Annotated in this window: 16 protein-coding genes; 12 read left to right on the top strand and 4 right to left on the bottom strand. The window is 62.4% G+C overall.

The window, feature by feature from the left end; genetic code table 11:
• Positions 1-52: 52 nt before the first annotated feature.
• The gene (locus EV641_RS12630) at positions 53-1138 is read right to left on the bottom strand and encodes a TIGR03857 family LLM class F420-dependent oxidoreductase (RefSeq protein WP_132472070.1); all 1086 of its coding nucleotides are present in this window, start codon (positions 1136-1138) and stop codon (positions 53-55) included.
• A 93-nt stretch (positions 1139-1231) separates the two neighbouring features.
• On the opposite strand from EV641_RS12630, the gene EV641_RS12625 reads away from it, so the two are divergent.
• From EV641_RS12625 to EV641_RS12605, 5 genes are all read left to right on the top strand, one after another.
• Entirely contained in the window at positions 1232-2329 is a 1098-nt protein-coding gene (locus EV641_RS12625; RefSeq protein ID WP_132472069.1) for a phosphotransferase family protein, read from the top strand.
• 13 nt (positions 2330-2342) lie between these two features.
• Positions 2343-2792: a MaoC family dehydratase N-terminal domain-containing protein gene (locus tag EV641_RS12620; protein WP_132472068.1), complete on the top strand. Its 450-nt coding sequence runs from the start codon at positions 2343-2345 to the stop codon at positions 2790-2792.
• Entirely contained in the window at positions 2789-3214 is a 426-nt protein-coding gene (locus EV641_RS12615; RefSeq protein WP_132472067.1) for a MaoC/PaaZ C-terminal domain-containing protein, read from the top strand. Before EV641_RS12620 ends, EV641_RS12615 begins: the two co-directional genes overlap by 4 nt.
• A gap of 65 nt (positions 3215-3279) precedes the next feature.
• Complete coding sequence (locus EV641_RS12610) at positions 3280-4611, top strand: TetR/AcrR family transcriptional regulator (protein WP_132472066.1); 1332 nt, start codon at positions 3280-3282, stop codon at positions 4609-4611.
• Positions 4612-4808: 197 nt separating this feature from the next.
• Complete coding sequence (locus EV641_RS12605) at positions 4809-5579, top strand: SDR family NAD(P)-dependent oxidoreductase (protein ID WP_132472065.1); 771 nt, start codon at positions 4809-4811, stop codon at positions 5577-5579.
• Between the two features lie 92 nt (positions 5580-5671).
• Here the strand turns inward: EV641_RS12605 and EV641_RS12600 are convergent, their stop codons facing one another.
• Positions 5672-6499 (bottom strand): NAD(P)-dependent oxidoreductase, encoded by an 828-nt coding sequence (locus EV641_RS12600; protein WP_277874498.1) that lies wholly within the window; start codon positions 6497-6499, stop codon positions 5672-5674.
• Between the two features lie 277 nt (positions 6500-6776).
• On the opposite strand from EV641_RS12600, the gene EV641_RS12595 reads away from it, so the two are divergent.
• From EV641_RS12595 to EV641_RS12585, 3 genes are all read left to right on the top strand, one after another.
• Positions 6777-7613 (top strand): mycofactocin-coupled SDR family oxidoreductase, encoded by an 837-nt coding sequence (locus EV641_RS12595; RefSeq protein ID WP_132472172.1) that lies wholly within the window; start codon positions 6777-6779, stop codon positions 7611-7613.
• Positions 7614-7705: 92 nt separating this feature from the next.
• Positions 7706-9142: an aldehyde dehydrogenase family protein gene (locus EV641_RS12590; protein ID WP_132472171.1), complete on the top strand. Its 1437-nt coding sequence runs from the start codon at positions 7706-7708 to the stop codon at positions 9140-9142.
• 97 nt (positions 9143-9239) lie between these two features.
• Positions 9240-10124, top strand: a complete 885-nt coding sequence (locus tag EV641_RS12585; RefSeq protein WP_132472063.1) for a LysR family transcriptional regulator — start codon at positions 9240-9242, stop codon at positions 10122-10124.
• 879 nt (positions 10125-11003) lie between these two features.
• On the opposite strand, the gene EV641_RS12580 is transcribed toward EV641_RS12585, so the two are convergent.
• A complete protein-coding gene (locus EV641_RS12580; protein ID WP_132472062.1) occupies positions 11004-12188 on the bottom strand; it encodes a CaiB/BaiF CoA-transferase family protein in 1185 nt (394 codons plus the stop codon).
• A 28-nt stretch (positions 12189-12216) separates the two neighbouring features.
• Positions 12217-14367, bottom strand: coding sequence for an acyl-CoA dehydrogenase (locus EV641_RS12575; RefSeq protein ID WP_132472061.1), 2151 nt, complete (start codon positions 14365-14367; stop codon positions 12217-12219).
• Between the two features lie 305 nt (positions 14368-14672).
• Between EV641_RS12575 and fdxA the strand changes: the two genes are divergently transcribed.
• The 4 genes from fdxA to EV641_RS12555 are packed head-to-tail and all read left to right on the top strand — an operon-like array spanning position 14673 to position 18039.
• Entirely contained in the window at positions 14673-14996 is a 324-nt protein-coding gene (gene fdxA / locus EV641_RS12570) for a ferredoxin (RefSeq protein WP_199233231.1), read from the top strand.
• Positions 14997-15036: 40 nt separating this feature from the next.
• Positions 15037-16548, top strand: a complete 1512-nt coding sequence (locus EV641_RS12565; RefSeq protein WP_132472060.1) for an AMP-binding protein — start codon at positions 15037-15039, stop codon at positions 16546-16548.
• A 38-nt stretch (positions 16549-16586) separates the two neighbouring features.
• Entirely contained in the window at positions 16587-16892 is a 306-nt protein-coding gene (locus EV641_RS12560; RefSeq protein WP_132472059.1) for a hypothetical protein, read from the top strand.
• A gap of 49 nt (positions 16893-16941) precedes the next feature.
• The gene (locus EV641_RS12555) at positions 16942-18039 is read left to right on the top strand and encodes a CaiB/BaiF CoA-transferase family protein (RefSeq protein WP_132472169.1); all 1098 of its coding nucleotides are present in this window, start codon (positions 16942-16944) and stop codon (positions 18037-18039) included.
• Positions 18040-18092 lie beyond the last annotated feature (53 nt).

Raw genomic sequence — 18092 nt, 5'->3', positions numbered from 1 at the left:
CCAGCCCGGACCGATCCGGATGCCACAGTGATCCAATTTTCTGGCAGCCACGTCACTTATTTGCCATCGCCAACCCGTCGACGACGGAGCCCAGCTGATCGGGCGTACTGCCGTGCAGGACCAACTCGTCGGCGCCTGCCTCACGATAGCGAGCGAATGTCTCATGACACGCTGCCGGAGATCCGAGCGCGGCCGCCCCGGTGATCCACTCGGGCGGCAGTGCAGACGACGCCTCGACAAGCTGGTCGCGGGTACGGACCGAGTCGGCTGCACCTTTGAGGCCGACGAGATGCGGGTGGCTCCGCAGCACGTCGAGTGCCGCGGGATCCCACTCGTTGACCCGCGCAAGCTGCTCCCCGAAACCGGGTATCTGATAGTAGGTCACTGCTCGCCCGCCGACGACCGCAGCCTCTTCTTCCGGTTCGAGGCCGGAGGCCACCACGACGGTCGCATAGATCCGCACATCTGCCGGGTTTCGTCCAGCTTCGCTTGCAGCGGCACGAACGGTCGCGGCCGAGCGGCGCACCGCCTCTGGGGTCAGGAAGGGATGGAGTAGAACACCGTCGAAGTGCTTCCCTGCCAGAGTAAGCCCCTTCGGGCCGAGGGCGGCAAAGACCAATGGAGGTACCGGCACATCGGGAACATCGTTGAGCCGCAGGGATGGGAACCAACCAGCAGGACCGTCGTATTTGACCTTCTCGCCGCGGCAGAGGCGGCGGAAGATGTCGGCGGAGTCAACGATCGACTGGTTGGTGGCCCGTGGCAGCCCCACCGCATCCCACATTGCGTCGACGGATCGTCCGACACCGAGAACGATCCGACCGTCCGTGAGCGCCTGAGCTGTCATCGCCATCGATGCCAGCATCGCAGGGTGGCGGGACTGGAAGTGGGTCACGCCTGCCGCGATGTTGACCCGGGAAGTGACCTGACCGAATGCCCCTGCCAGAACGCCGAAATCTTTGGTGCCCCATCGCTCGCTCAGCCAGAGAGTGTTCAATCCGAGGCGCTCGGCCTCGACCGCCTGCTCGATACCTGGCTTCGGATCCGGGACGCGACCCGGCAGCGCGTACGCCCCCAACGGGACCACCGACCCGCAGTCTCGCACGGCGTCGGATGGACTGGATTTTTGATCACTCATACCCGTATTCTGACAGTATTGGTCACAAATAGGAATCCGATTCCTTCAAACACGCGGAGACCCCGGCCTCCGTATAGCGAGAGAAGGTAGCCGATGGCACGCGCCGCAACCCAGCTTCACCACGAGGAGCACCTCGGCGAGACCTTGCGACAGTGGTTGCCCGGCAGGCTCGCTCCAGGCGCGCACAGCGACTTCGCCATCCACCATCTCGACGCCCCGGATGCCGGATTCTCCGGGCAGACAGTATTGTTCACCGCAAGCTGGACCACTGCCGAGGGCACACGGGAATCCCGTGAACTCGTCCTGCGCATGCAGTCGGCCGACCATCAGCTGTTCACAGAACCCGACGCTTTGCGACAGGCCGCGATCATGCAGGCGCTCGGTGGCCACCCAGGTGTCGTAACTCCCTCCATCGTGCTCACCGAGGCGGATCCGTCGATACTCGGGGCGCCCTTCTACTTGATGACCCGTGTCCACGGCCGGGTACCATCCGACATACCCAGCTGGCACAAGAGAGGCTGGACCGTCGAGCTCGACACAGACCAACGTCGACAGATGTACGACAACGCACTGCGCGCCCTTGTTGCGGTCCATGCTGTGGACGACGAACAGACTCTCGCGGTCCTACGTGCCCCTGCGCAGCAGCCGAACGTCACTGCGCTGCAGCAGTATCTGGCCCGTCTACGCGATTGGTACGAAGTGCGGCGCTCCGAACTCGTCCTCGGCGAAGACGTACTGGCCGAGGCGTGGACCGTGCTGTCGTCGTCCGTTCCCGACACCGACGCGGAAACGGTTGTGTGGGGCGATGCCCGAGTCGGCAATATGGCCTTCACCGAAGACCTAGGCGTTGCCGCCCTCTTCGACTGGGAGACCGCAAGCACAGGCCCCCCGGAGATCGATCTCGGGTGGTGGCTGATGTTCGAGCGATTTCTGTGCGAATCCCTCGGGTTCACCCGTATGGACGGCGTACCCGACGACGATGCCATCGTGCGCCGCTACCAGGAACTCGGCGGCCACATCGACGCGGACTTGCGCTACTACACAATTCTCGCAGCGTTCGTCCTCAGTCTGATCACCAACCGACTCGCCCTCCTTCTCGTCGAGGGCGGCCTCGACGAGAAGACGGCACGCAGCTACCCGGAGAGCGCGGTGGCACTTGTCAGACACTATCTCGACGAGTTCACTTCATGAAGGAGAAATCAGCATGACCACACCCATCGCCGAGCCATCACAGGTGGGCACGACAGGCAAAGAATGGGAAGTCTTCGTCGAGCGCGGAAAGATCCGCGAGTTCGCAGCCGCGATGCAGTCCGACAACCCTGCCTTCCAGGGGGGTGACGCGATAATCCCGCCCACGTTCTTGATCAGTGCAAACCAGTGGGCGCCTCCTGGTGCCCGGGTGAACGTCGGTTTCGACCGCAAGCGACTCCTTCACGGTGAACAGGAGTTCGTTTTCCATCGCGGTCTTCCGAAAGTAGGTGACCGTCTTCTGGCCCGAGAGCGACTGGTCGAGCGGTTCGAAAAGCCCGGCAAGAAAGGGGGACAGATGCGCTTCGCCGTCGTCGTGACCGAGTTCCACAACTCGGCAGGCGAACTGGTAGCGGAATCACGCGGGACCTTCATCGAGACCGCAGCCAAGGAGGCAACAAAATGAGCGCGCCCACCACCGAACTCGAGGTAGGTACCACCGCCGAGCCCCGCACGTTCGGCCCTCTCACGAGACAAATGTTCGTCCGATACTCCGGAGCATCGGGCGATCTGAACCCGATGCACTACGACGACAACATGGCCCGCGCTGCCGGCAACCCATCCGTGTTCTCGCAGGGGATGCATCAATCGGCTCTACTTGCGACCTTCGCGACCGATTGGCTCGGCGCCGAGAACGTACGCAGGTTCGGAGTTCGCTTTCGCGAGCAGGTGTGGCCGGACGATGTCCTCTCCTGTACCGGCGAGGTCACCGCCACAGCGGATGTGGACGGAGGGCGGCTCGTTACTGTCTCACTCACGTGCACGCGGCAGACCGGTGGCGTCGCGATCAGCGGGACGGCAGACTTCCTGGTTCTTACCGACCAGTAGGATACTGACCACAATCGCGCCAAGCCCTCGCGGCAAACGACACCGATCACCTAGGCTGTGCACTGATGTCAGAAAATCCGATCTACCGTCGCGCAAGTTATGGCCCGTCGAGCCCCGAAGTAGGCACACGGGGCGCATCTACGCGTCGGCGAATCATCGAAGTCTCTCTGGAGCTGTTCGCAGAGCACGGCTTCTTCGGTACGTCGGTGGACGCCATCGCGAAGGCCGCAGATATGTCCCGCGCCACGCTCTATCAGTACTTTCCGGGAAAAGACGAGATCTTCCTCGAACTACTGGACGAGTGTGGGCGCGCCCTGTTCCGTGTCGCTCGGCGCATCGGTCCGCTGGGGCCGACCGAGGTCGGGTTCGACAACCTGAACTGGTGGTTGGGCGAGTGGAGTTGGGTGTTCGAGAAATACTCGACGATGTTCGTACAGTGGGCCGTGGTCGCCACATCGGAGTCGACGGTAAAGCCCGAGATCAACCGCTTCGTCGCGAACTACAACGAGCGGGTTTCGAGGCGGCTCGAAGAGTCGAAGCTCGCGGGAATCGAACCTCGACTTGCGGCCATGACGATGACAGCGCTGGTGCACCGCGTCAACCTCTTCATCCACACAGACCGGGTATACGGCCGCGAGACGCAATCGATCGTGGACGCCCTGTCGGTATTTCTCCAGTTGTTCCTGTTTCCCGAAACTCCCGCAGCCGTGCTGCACAGCCTGAAGTTGCGTACCGTAGGCACAGGCGTCATCACCCTGCCGGACCGGCCTTCCACCGAGGGGCTGAGCCTTGCCGATCGCACTGATGAACTCACCAAACGCGCGACCAACACCGTCCGTGCCCTGGTAGAAGCGGGTGCGCAACAGTTCCGCGCGAAGGGATACCATCGGACGAGCGTGGACGATATCGTCGATGCTGCCGGGTTCGCTCGCGGTACATTTTACAAGTACTTCAGCGAGAAGCAGGATCTACTCACAACACTGTGCATCGAATCGGCGAACTGCGCACTCGAGCTGGCACAGGATCTTCGTAAGATCAACTTCGCCGACCCCGACGATACGGGATCACGTCAATGGCTGAAGGCCTTCGTGGCGTATATGGAGCACTACGCGGGCTCCATCGACGCGTGGACCGAACGAACTGCCGACAGTAAGATTGTGCACGGACTGGGCGCCCATGGGCAGGCTTCCTTGGACGCGTCGTTGCTGACAGTACTGTCGCCCCACCCTCGTAATTACCCGTTCGACCCCATACTGTCCGCCCTCATTCTGCGTGCAATCGTCGTGCGCCTCCCCGAGGCAGCACGGGAAATGGAACCCCCGCTCACTCTCGACGAGTCGATCGATCTCACGTTGACCGCCATCCGGCGTGGATTCTTCACCACCGTCGAGGACTGACCGAACTCACGCTTCGAGCACACCGCCCTTCGTGATATGCCCGCCCCGGATACCGCAACGGGCATATCGCTGCGCCCGATCCTTCATCACGTACACGAGCAGCGCACAAAGGGTCTTGAATATTTCTGACGTTTATGTCATTTTGAACGTAGGATTCAAACATCGCCTGCACCAAGCTGATAGGAAGGCACAACCCTATGGACATCACGACTGCGTCCGCGCTCGTCACCGGCGGAGCCGGTGGTCTCGGCGAGGCAACAGTTCGTCGGCTCGTTGCCGCCGGCACCGCTGTTGTCATCGCCGACCTCAACGACGAGAAGGGCAAGTCCCTCGAGGTCGAACTCGGCGAGCGGGTCCGCTACGTCGCCACCGATGTACTCGACGAGGCCAGCGTCAACGCTGCCATCGCAGTCGCCACAGAACTCGCACCACTCAAGATCGTCGTGAACGCTCACGGCGGTAGCGCCGGGGCAGCGCGCGTTGTCGGCCGCGACGGCGAACCGGCATCCTTCGAGCAATTCCAATGGTACGTAAACCTTTTCCTCAACGGTACCTTCAATGTTCTGCGGCTTGGAGCTGCTGCAATGGCCAAGAACCACGCGGATGAGGATGGCGCTCGGGGTGTCGTCATCAACACTGCCAGCATCGCAGCCTTCGAAGGTCAGATCGGTCAGACCGCCTACTCCGCAGCCAAGAGTGGCGTTGTGGGGCTCACCCTTCCTGCTGCGCGTGACCTCACGAAGCAGGGAGTTCGCGTCATGGCGATCGCGCCAGGTACCTTCTTCACGCCCGCCTTCAAGATGGAGCGCGAGGAGGCTGACCAGAAGTGGGGAGCGGTCGTTCCGTTCCCCAATCGGATGGGTAGCCCATCCGAATACGCCGCGCTAGTGCAGCACATCGCCGAGAACAACTACCTCAATGGCGAAGTCATCCGTATCGACGGTGCACTGCGGTTCCAGCCGAAATAAAATGTACAAGGCCCCCAACCGAGAAACGCGGCCCGACTCTTCGTCGGACCGCGTTTCTCGGCTTTGCCCGTTCACATCCCAGCCGAGTGCAGCTAACCCGTAGAACTGTCTGCTGGAGCGAGGTCGAGAATCCCCCCGGCCACTACTTCGCGGAGTAGACCGAGGTCCACGCCCCGAACGCGTGCCGACTCCAGACATACCGACACATCCTTGTGGAGGAACGGCTTTGCAATCTGCCCGAACGCCTCTATACCCCCGGCTGACGCCGCCCGCTCCGCGGCCTGGCTCGACCCGCTGCAATACGTCACCGCGTGCTGGAGCACGTCCGGTTCTATCTCCATCGCCGTCCCCAACCGGACCGCTTCCGCGACGAGTTGAAGGTTTGCCGCGAAGAGAAGGTTGTTGACAAGCTTGACTCCGAGTGCGGATCCGAATTTCCCAGTGCGAATGATATTTTCGCCATAGCTCGCGAGAACGGGAACGACTTTGTCCACATCTTCGCTGCTACCCCCGAGCAGGATTGTCAGCCGTCCCTCCAAGATTTCGGCTGCTGTGCCACTGATCGGAGCGTCCACGACTGCGACGTCTCGAGCCTTCCTGAGGGTCGAGATCTGCATCAGGGTGTCGACCCGCCCTGTAGTGTGCGAAACAAATACCGAACCCGGCTTCATTTGTGCGACAACTCCGCCCGGGCTCAGCGCTATCTGCGTTAGTTGCTCGTCAGAGAATGCGCAACAGATGACAATGTCGCAGTCACGGCCGAGATCGGCGAACGACGCCACAATCACGGCGCCCTGTTTGCGCAGACGATCGGCGACCTCGACCCTGCGGACGAATACGTACACCTTGTGCCCGGCCGCCAGCAATCGTGAAACCATCGGTTCGCCCATTTGCCCGGCGCCTACAAATCCTATTCTCACAGTTGACCTTCCGCACCTTCTTGTTTCAAGTCTCGTTGCCACGCTAGCAGTAGATCATCGACGCAGGTATTAAACGTATTCATACGCACCGTGAGCGAATACCATGCCGAATGCCTCCCCCGCCCCTTCATGTTCGTGATGCCGATCACTTAGGCTTGAGTTGGTACTTACCGCGACCATCGTGGACCCACAACCCGACCCGGGTCACGAGAGACGAGCGGTTCCCATGAGCGCATCCCTCACTCGTCGTGTTTCGCAACCGATAGGAACAATGAACTTGAACAGAACTCAGGGCAACGTGGCCCTCGTCAGCGGTGCAGCGCGCGGCCAAGGACGCAGCCACGCTGTGCAACTCGCCCAAGAAGGAGCCGATATTATCGCCTTCGACCTGTGCGCCGATATCTCGACGAATGAATACGCACTGGCCACCGAGGACGACCTAGCGCATACGGTCAAGCTGGTTGAAGCCGAGGGACGCCGCATCGTTGCTGCGAAAGTCGATGTGCGTGACCGTATCGGCCTCGAAAGGGAATTAACGTCTGCCGTAGAGAAACTCGGCCGACTCGACATTGTGGTCGCCAACGCCGGAATCTGTCCGCTTGGAGATGGGCTGCCAGTTCAGGCCTTCATCGATGCCTTCGACGTCGACTTTCTCGGGGTCGTCAATACAGTTCATGCTGCTATACCGCACCTCGGCGACGGTGGATCGATCATCGCAACAGGTTCACTGGCCGCATTGATGCCCGCAGGGTTGTCGACGCCCGGCGGGATGGGATACGGACTGGCGAAACGCATGATCCCCAATTACATACGAAGTGTCGCCCACCTACTCGCCGCCAAGGGAATTCGAGCGAACACCATCCACCCCACGAACTGCAACACCGATATGCTGCACAGCGCGCCGATGTACCGGATGTTCAGAGACGACCTGGACAATCCCACTCTCGATGACGTCAAGGACGGGTTCGCCAGCATGCAGGCGATCCCCACCCCATGGGTCGAACCGTCCGACATCTCGGCCACAGTCGTGTACCTCGCATCCGACGAGTCCCGTTACATCACCGGTCAGGAAATTCGCATCGATGCGGGCGCCGGCCTCAACCTCGGTCTCTGACCTCACTGCCCGACTCGACGAAAGGAAGTTCGTTGGCCGACATTTCGGAAACGCATTCCGAGGAAACGGAACTCGTATTGCGCGAGTCCCGAATGCTGATCGACGGTCAGCTCGTCGACGCTGCCTCCGGGCGAGTCTTTGAGAACATCAACCCCGCCACCGCGGCAGTCATCGGTATCACCGTAGATGCGGCAGCAGAGGACGCCGACGCGGCAGTCGGAGCCGCTCGCCGTGCGTTCGACTCGACGAACTGGGCGACTGACGCGCAGCTGCGCCGGCGTGTCCTTCACCAGCTGGCCGATGTATTGGAGAAACACGCCGTCGACCTCGGCGCGGTAGTCACCGCCGAGGCCGGGGCCCCTGTTGCGCTGCACGACCGAATGCAGATCGGTCCCGGCATCTCGGCACTACGCTGGGCAGCAGATCTCGCGAGCACGTACGAGTACGAACGGCACTTTCCGACACGTTCATCATTGGGCACCGAGACGCGCCCGCTCATGCGGAAAGAACCCGCGGGCGTGGTGGCAGCCATCACTCCGTGGAACTATCCCTTCTATCTGAACATGACCAAGATTGCGCCGGCTCTCGCAGCAGGCTGCACCGTGGTCCTCAAGCCTGCACCGGACACGCCCTGGTCGGCGACAATGATCGGCAAACTCGCGGTTGAGTACACCGACATGCCGGCCGGCGTACTCAACATCGTCACCTCGTCCGACAATGCCGTCGGTGAAGCTCTGACGACCGATCCACGAGTCGACGTCGTAACTTTCACCGGGTCCACAGCGACAGGTCGGCGCATTCTCACTGCAGTCGCACCGACGGTCAAGCGGACGCTCCTCGAACTCGGCGGCAAGTCTGCGGCAATTGTGTTGCCGGACGCCGACCTACAGGCCGCGATACCCTACATCGCAGGCTCGGTGTGCTCGCACGCGGGGCAAGGCTGTGCACTGACCACACGTCTGTTGTTGCCGCGCTCTCGCTACGCGGAAGGGCTGCAATTGGCAAGGACGGTCATGGAGAACCTGGTGCCCGGTGACCCAACGGATCCGGCGACGTTGATCGGCCCGGTTATCAGCCGAACCCAGTTCGAACGGGTGCTGTCGTACATGGAACTTGGCCGTACCGAGGGACGGGTGATGGTCGGTGGCGGGCGTTCGGATCGTTACGAGCGCGGCTTCTTCCTCAACCCGATGTTGATCGCCGACGTCGACCCCGGCGCCCGGATCGCGCAGGAGGAGATTTTCGGTCCGGTCCTTGTCGCGATTCCATATGACACTGAGGAGGAGGCAGTCGAAATCGCCAACAACTCCTTGTACGGCCTGTCCGGTTCCGTATTCGGTGCCGACGTGGCCCATGCGGTCGATATCGCTCGTCGTATCCGGGCCGGTACGATTGCGGTCAACGGAGCGGCCTTCATGGGCGACGACGTACCGTTCGGAGGATACCGGCAGAGCGGACTCGGTCGCGAGCACGGAGTCGAAGGATTCGAGGAATTTTTGGAGACCAAGTCCATCGGGGTTCCTGCCTGACAGAACTTCGCTAGCGCGCTCGCCGGGGGTGTCGGCGGGCACCGCCGGCGCCCCCTGAGTCTGTCTCCGTGAAGTCGGTAGCGCCTACACTGACCGCGTGGAACTTCAACAGGTGCGAAGTCTGGTGGCTGTTGCTGAGCATCGATCCTTCACCAAGGCGGCGGCCGTCCTCCACGTCACGCAGTCGTCGCTGTCCCATTCGATCGCCAAGCTCGAGGCGGAGATCGGGCTGCGGCTGTTTCATCGGACACGATACGGGGTCACCCTGACCTCGGACGGTGAGACGCTGCTCGAGCCGGGCCGCCGCATTCTGCAGGATTTCGATCTGTTCGACGAATCGGTATCCGGTATCCGGGGAACTACCCTTGGACGCCTCCGGCTGGTTTATTCGCAAACGATCTCGGTACCCACGGAGGACATTATCTCCGACTTTACGCGTCGCTATCCTGGGATCCGGCTGCAGATCTGGGCTCCACGCGACGACGCAGACGTCTTCGACCTCGTCGAAACCGGCGTGTGCGACGTCGGATTGGCCCGAATCGACGAGGCTCCAGCAGGAGTGGATATCGAAGCAATTGCCGCCGAAACGCTTGTCCTGCTGCTTCCGCAATCGTGTGACAGCGAGCCAGACCGAACCGACCTGCCGTGGGAGGATCTGTCGGATGTACCTCTGATCGTGCCTCCGGCCGGCTCGGCTTCGAGGCGTAGACTCGACCGGTTCTCTGCTCAAATCGGTATCACGGTGAATGCAGTGCTGGAGAACGAGAATCGGTGGATGTCGATCAAGTTGGTTCGGTCCGGGGTAGCTGCGTTCCTCGCCTCCCAAGCATCGGAGATCATCGTCCCCGGCGTAGTGCAGAAGCGACTGGTCCCCACGGAAACCAGCGAGGTCGGCATCGTCACACGACCGGGTCTGCCTACCTTGGCGACATCCGCATTTGCCGAGGTGGCACGGGACTGGGGGTCGGGACGGAACCGATAGGCAATGGCAATAGGGCGCATCGCTCCCGATCCGGTGTCACTTCACCTTCCCAGGTATCGAGGATCGTCGATACCCTGGATTCAGCTGGGCCATCGTTTCTGATCCGGTGACGTCCGAGTTGATGAGCACCATGGCTGCCGCTGAACACATAGGGACGTCCGATAGTTTCGCGCAGGCTCGGTCCGACGCCTGCTGTACGAGAATCGATCGTTCTTCGTGGCTGGTGGCGGGATTCAACGAATCGGTGGGCTTCTGCCGAAAGTCTTCGGGCACCTCACCGGATACCAAGGGGTGTCCGCATATGGTCCGAGCAACGACGAGGACCCGGTGTCACGCGTGCATGATGTCGACGCTCAGTCCGGAGGACTCCGCTTCGGCCAGCAACAGCCGTGCTGGTTCGGGATCGTGAGTGTCCAACTCCGTCTCGAGCGAAGGCCCCGGGAAGCCCGGAGAAGGTGGTTGTGTTGTAAGCGTATGTGCCCGGTTGAGCAGCTACTCGTTGATGCCCTCCCGGTCGATCACATAGGTCAGTGCAAAGATCCGCACGGTGCCGTCGTCGATCACCTCCGCACCTATGGCTATCGACAGCGCCCGAGCTAGCCTGAACGGCTGAGTATCGCGCTCGGACCGAGGTGTAAGGGATCGCGATGGTCTGCGACCGGCAGCAACCAGATCTGCATAAGAATCCGTTGCACGACTTGTCTTCTCATCACTTTTCGATCGGTCACATGCAGCGGACACAGCAATGAACGCAGATCGCGACTCAGACCCGTGCCGATTCCTTCTCGGGTGGCGACAAGATCATTTGGACCACCTTTCCGGAGGAATGGATACGAAACGACCCCGACGTATGAACCCATCGGAGGCTGGACGGCTTTGTCACACGCTGCCGGCGGACCGAAGATATTCGATGTCAACCGGGCTCCGGCCCAGTTCGACCAGGATCGCGTCGGTGTGTTCGCCGAGCGACGGCACAGCGTCCATGCGGGGCTCGAGCCCATCGAGGTCGGCCGGTGGACGCAGTGCACGTATTTGTCCACCGGGAGTAGCCACGTCCCGCCACCGTTCACGTTCTACGAGCACCGGATGCTCCCACAACTGGCTCATGCTATTCATCCGTGCGTTGGCGATGGATGCCGTATCGAGTTGTTGCGCAAGTTCGTCCGCGGTGTGGTGCTGCACGGAATCGGCAATGATCTTCTCGAGTTCGTCACGGTTCTCGACCCGATCGGAATTGCGTGCGAAACGCGGGTCTTCGACCAAGTCGGCACGATCGAGTACGTCAGTACACAATCGACCCCACTCGCGTTGGTTCTGCACTGCCAAGAGCACCGCGCGGCCATCCCCCGCAGTGAACGGACCGTACGGAGCAATCGTGGCATGACGAGCACCGGTGCGCTGTGGACTACGTCCTCCATAGGCCGCGTAGTAGGCGGGTGACCCCATCCACTCCGTCAGTGCTTCGAACAGTGACACCCGCACAGCACGGCCTCGACCCGTGGTCGCGCGAGCGAGCAGAGCGGCAAGAACCCCCGAGTACGCGAAACTACCGGCGGCGATGTCTGCCACCGAAATACCGGCCTTTGCAACATCTCCCGGAGATCCAGTGATCGCCAGCAGACCCGCCTCTGCCTGGACGAGGAGATCGTATGCCTTGCGAGTCCGCCACGGCCCATCCGCGCCGTAACCGGATATCTCACACACGACCAACCCCGGATGCGCTTCCGTCAGCGCATCCGCGCCGAAGCCCATCCGCTCGGTTGCACCAGGCCCAAGATTCTGCACGAACACGTCGGCGCGACCGACCAATTCCCGAAGTACCGCCAATCCCTCCGTAGACTTCAGGTCGAGAGTGATCGACTCCTTCGATCGGTTGAGCCACACGAAGTAGCTGGACTGCCCGTACACCGTTTCGTCGTAGCCTCGCGCGAAGTCACCGCCGTCCGGTCGCTCGACCTTGATCACGCGCGCCCCAAGGTCAGCGAGCTGGCGGGTTGCGTACGGAGCTGCCACCGCCTGCTCGAGACTGACGACGGTGACTCCCGTCAATGGCAGATCGGTCATCGTTGATCCTCCTGTACTCGCATGTGATTCAGCGAACCAGTGGGTCGCGGGGCAAGCCGATGATCCGCTCTGCGATGGTATTACGCATGATTTCGGAGGTTCCTCCTGCGATGGTCAGGCACCGGGAGAACAGGTACGGATAGGTGATGTCGGGTTCCTGGCCGGTGACCGCCGCGGTTCCTGCAAGCGTGAGCCCCAGGTTAGTGATGCGCTGCGAGTGCTCGGCTCTCACCAGTTTCGTGACGTTGGCTTCGGGGCCGGGGCCCGCGCCGATGATTGCACGGACCGCTTGACGCATGTTGAGAAGCCTGAGGGTGTGCTCCTCGGCCAGCACCGCGCCGACTTCACGTTCGACACCCGTATCGGCATCGACGGCACTGTCGAGAAGCTTTACCAGCTCGGCGCCTGTGAACGGAATCGAGCCCGAGCCGCCACCGATCGATACCCGCTCGTTGCCCAGCGTGGCGCGGGCGACCTTCCATCCCTCGCCCACTCCTCCGACCACATCGGAGTCGGGAACGAAGACGTCGTCGAAGAACACTTCGTTGAACAGTGCGTCGCCCGTGATTTCACGGAGTGGACGAATCTCGACCTTCGGTGAGGTGAGGTCGATTGCCATCATGGTGACGCCCGCGTGTTTGGGGGCGTCGGGGTCGGTGCGCACCGTTGCCAAGCCCCACTGACACCCGATTGCAGCGCTTGTCCAGACTTTCTGGCCGTTGACGCGCCAGCCTCCGTCGACGCGTGTGGCGGACGTTCGCACGGCGGCTGCATCCGAACCTGCACCCGGCTCGCTGAACAACTGGCACCAGCTGCTCGTTCCCCGCAGTACCGGATCTACCCAGCGCTTCTTCTGTTCTTCCGAACCGACCTGGGACAGAGTCAGAGTCACCCAGCCGGCGATGCCCAACTCGGGGAGGTCGACACCCTCGAACTCCTGCTCGATGACCAGTTGTTCGATGGCTCCCGCTTCCCGGCCCCAGGGCTTGTGCCAGTGAGGTACCAGATAGCCGCTGTCGACGAGATAGTCCCGTCGTTCGGCCTCGGACAGCGTTGCGAGGTGTTGCGCTGCTGCGCGGGCCTGCTCCCGGAATTCTTCGGCTTCGGGGGGTAGTTCGAGCTCGGCTCCGTGCGCCTGCCCAGCACGATACTCCGCCACGAGATCGCTGAGGGGACGACGCCCGTCGTTGAGCAACGCAGCCACCGTATCGGCTCGGCGCAGGTACAGGTGTGCGTCGTGCTCCCAGGTGAACCCGATGCCGCCGTGTAACTGGATGTTCAGTCGCGCAGCGTTGACCTGGGCGCGAGTGGCGTTGGCTGCGGCCACCGCGGCGGCGAAGCCGACCCTGTCGAGATCAATGGACCGTGCCGCGTCCCACGTTGCGGCGACGGCGAGTTCGATGTCGATGAGCATGTTCGAGAGGTGGTGCTTGACCGCCTGGAAGGTTCCGACCGGCCGGCCGAACTGCTCACGGGTCTTGACGTACTCGGTTGCGGTCTCGAGGCATGTGGAGGCACTTCCGACAGCTTCGGCGGCCGTGAGGACGCGATATAGGGAAACGGCCGCGGCAGCTGCTCCTCGCAGCACGCGTCCTGCAGGCACAGCGACACCTTGTGCGGCAACGGTCCCGATGCTTCGGGTGGTGTCGAGACCGCCGAGAGAAGTGACGGTCAGGCCGGTCGAGTCCTTGTCCAAGATTACTACGTCATCGCCCGCCACCAGGAGCAGGATGTCCGCGTCCGGTGCGCCGAGAACTGCGCGGCTCTCGCCGGTGAGAGATCCGGTCGAGTCCAGTCGCAGGCCGGGCGAGATCCCGACCGCACCGATCGAGGAACCGTCGGTAAGTCCGGGCAAGAGGGTGGATCGCAACTCGTGAGAATCCGAGTGGGCGAGGATCGCCGCGGCGGTCACGGTAGGCAAGATCGGGATAGGAGCCAGTTCGCGTCCGACTGCTTCGAGGACGACGGCGAGTTCGGACAGGCCGAAGCCGGATCCTCCGAATTCCTCGGGTACGTGTAATCCGAGCCAGCCGAGTTCTGCGGTCGAAGACCACAAGGTGGTTGTGTCCACCGCGCCGTCCAAGGTGTCGCGAGCGGCTGCTCGGGCCTTGTGCCGTGCAAGGTGGGCCGCCGCGACGGCCGCCAGTTCCTGGTGGTCCTCGGAGATCGCCAATGCCATGGCGCTGTACCTTTCGATCGAGCGGGCCGGGGCGCCGCGGCGGCCTGGTAGAACCGGCCGGAACTAATGACTAACTTGTCAGATCGCAGCGTATCGAAACTACGAGGCTAGCAACAGGGTGGTGTTCGGATTCGAACCCAACTCGACTTTCTGAGTGCAAATCACCCGCTCCCGCGCGGCATCCGGCGCGCGGAACACGATCACATAGACCGCCGGGGTCAGATGTAGACAAACTGTCAGAACTTCACCTAATCTAGTTGGTGACTTGATCTGGGTCACAATTCGAAACGAGGAGCATCGCCCGCGTGTCGTACGTTATCGCCGAACCCTGCGTAGATGTGATGGACAAAGCCTGCATCGAAGAATGCCCGGTCGACTGCATCTACGAAGGCTCGCGCATGCTCTATATCCATCCCGACGAATGTGTCGATTGTGGCGCATGCGAGCCCGTGTGCCCCGTCGAGGCGATCTTCTTCGAGGACGACCTTCCCGAGGATTGGAACGGCTACGTCGCGAGCAACGTGGACTTCTTCGCCGACCTCGGTTCCCCCGGAGGGGCCGCGAAGGTCGGTCGCACCGAGAACGATCCACCTTCCGTCAAGAACCTGATCCCGATGAACCAGAGCTGACCCGGCCTCGCCGGATCCCGACGACCGATCGGAACGGACAATGAGTATTTCCCTCCTCCTCGAGATGGCAGTGTCGGGTAATCCCGACCGCCCAGCACTCATCGTCGACGACACGACTGTGACGTACCAGCAGTTCGCAGACCGTGTGGCGGCAGCGGGCTCGGCAATCCAGTCGGCGGACGTCGACACCGTCGTGTACCTCGGAGGTTCCGGATTGGATCTGCCCACCCTGCTGTTCGCGTCGGCCCACGCCGGTGTGCCGTTTGCGCCGGTGAATTATCGACTCTCGGCCGAGCAGCTCGTACAACTGATCGGCCGCTTGTCGCGGCCCCTCGTCGTCGTCGAACAACGCTATCTCGACGCCGTGGCCGGTGCTGCAGGTCAGATTGTCACCATCGAAGACTTCCACACCCGCACCGAAACGGTCACGGTCGCCGCGTCCGCCACCGTAGACGCCGAAGACACGGCCATCGTGCTGTTCACCAGTGGCACGACGTCGGAGCCGAAGGGCGTGGTCCTACGCCACAGTCATCTGCTCAGCTACGTCATGGGCACCGTCGAATACGGCTCGGCGAAGGAGACCGATGGGGCACTCGTCAGCGTGCCGCCGTATCACATCGCCGGCATGGGCACCATCCTGACAAACCTCTACGCAGGTCGCCGCATCATCTACCTTCCGCATTTCGACGCACAGCGCTGGCTCGATGTCGCGCGCAGCACCGGTGCCACCTCGGCGATGGTGGTTCCCACGATGCTGGACATGATCGTCGACAGCCTCGACGGTGCAGAAGCGGATGTCCCCACGTTGAAGTCCTTGTCGTACGGCGGCGCCCGCATGCCCCTCCCCACGCTCGAAGCCGCACTACGTGCCTTCCCGGGAGTCGGATTCGTCAACGCCTACGGCCTCACCGAGACCAGTTCTACGATCGCGCTGCTCGGCCCCGACGACCACCGGGACGCACTCGCCAGTGACAATCCGGAGATCCGGGCTCGCCTCGGCTCCATCGGGCGTCCGGTCCCTGGCATCGAGATCGTGATCCGCGATGCCGACGACAACCCGGTCGGTGTCGGGGAGCAGGGCGAACTGTGGGTGCGGGGCCCGCAGGTGTCCGGTGAGTACATGGGAACGGGTTCACTGCTCGACGACAAAGGATGGTTCCCGACGCGTGATCTTGCGTACCAGGATTCGGACGGCTTCCTGTTCGTGGTTGGGCGAAACGACGACACCATCATCCGTGGCGGCGAGAACATTGCGCCCGCGGAGATCGAGGATGTCCTCATACATCATCCGAAAGTGCGCTCCGTCGCGGTCGTCGGAATCCCCGACGACCATTGGGGCCAGGCTATCGCGGCCACTGTCGTACCCGAGCCGGGCGACGAGCCCGACCCGGAAGAACTGCGGCAGTACGTCCGTGCCCGCCTACGCGGGTCACGCACTCCCGATGTGATCGTCTACCGGCCTGAGCTCCCGTCCACCGCGACCGGAAAGATATTGCGCCGAAACATCATTGCAGACATTCTCACCGACAGCACAGCTGTCGCCCCCGTCTGAACAGACCCCTATCCGCATTCTCAGGAAGGACCCAACACATGTTGAAGACCGGAGCACGCCTGCGCAGCCAGGTCTGTACTACCGAAGTCATCGTCGTGCGTGCCGACAACCCGCCGGCCGAGCTCACCTGTGGGGGGCATCCGATGATCGAAATCGGGGATCCCGTTGCCGACGGGCTCACGATCGACACCGCCTTCGCCGGCGGTAGCACTCTCGGCAAGCGCTATCACGACGAGGGTGGCACCGTCGAGATCCTCGTGACCAAGCCCGGCAGTGGTAGCCCCGCACTCGGTAGTCAACCGCTCGAGCTGAAGACGGCCAAGCCGTTACCTTCGAGCGACTGACCGCCACATCGATCCGAACTAATTCGCTCAGACACGAGGTATACGCGTGATGGACCCCGAAGCACCGCGCACCGGCCCCCTCGCCGGCATCCGCGTATTGGAACTCGCAGGGATGGGGCCGGGTCCCCACGGTGCCATGCTCCTGGCGGATCTCGGCGCCGACGTCGTTCGAGTCCAACGCCCCGGCGCGCTGCCCGCCGACAACCACCCGGCGGATCAGCAACTGCGCGGCCGAACGATCGTCGAAGCGGATCTGAAGGATCCGGACGACATCGCAACCGTCCTCGGCCTGGTCGAACGCGCCGATGTTCTGGTGGAGGGGTTCCGGCCCGGCGTAACCGAACGTCTCGGCCTGGGGCCTGACGAGGCTCTCTCCCGGAACCCCCGGTTGGTCTATGCACGGGTGACAGGGTGGGGACAGACCGGGCCACGGGCTCTCGAAGCCGGGCATGATCTCAACTACATTTCCCTCACCGGTCTTCTGCATGCTGTGGGCCGTGCCGGAGAGCGTCCGGTGCCGCCGCTCAACCTGTTCGGTGACTTCGGCGGTGGTTCGATGTTCCTCGTCGTAGGTGTACTCGCGGCACTCGTAGAACGTCAGGGTTCCGGCCGCGGACAGGTCATCGACGCCGCAATGATCAATGGCGCACCGCTTCTCGGGCACCTGTTGTGGTCCATGCGGGGTACCGGCACATGGTCGGACGAACGTGGCACCAATATCTTCGACGGATCGGCTCCGTTCTACGACACCTATGAGTGCGCCGATGGCCGCTACGTTGCAGTAGGGGCACTCGAGCCGCAATTCTATGCCGAGATGGTGCGGGTCCTGAACCTCGATGCCGACGATCTCGGTCCCCAACGCGACGCGGCGGGATGGCCGGGCATGCGCAAGGCGTTCACCGATGCCTTCCTCAGCCGTACCCGCGACGAATGGGCAGCTGCATTCAACGGCATCGATGCATGTGTCACACCGGTTCTCGACTTCGCAGAGGCTTCGGCGGACCCTCATCTGATCGACCGTGGAGTCTTCACCGAGATCGACGGTGTCGTACAGCCGGCCCCCGCACCTGCGTTCTCTCGCACCCCAGCAGGCCGGCCACTCGCCCCACCACGCGTCCCTGTTGCCCCCGAACAGCTCTGGCGGTGAGCCGGTGAGATACACCGCAGATACAAGCGCCTTCGACGAATCATCTCCTGCGC

It is taken from the genome of Rhodococcus sp. SMB37, from assembly GCF_004345605.1.
In the GTDB taxonomy this organism is placed as follows: domain Bacteria; phylum Actinomycetota; class Actinomycetes; order Mycobacteriales; family Mycobacteriaceae; genus Rhodococcus.
This window is presented reverse-complemented; position numbering and strand designations above follow the sequence as displayed.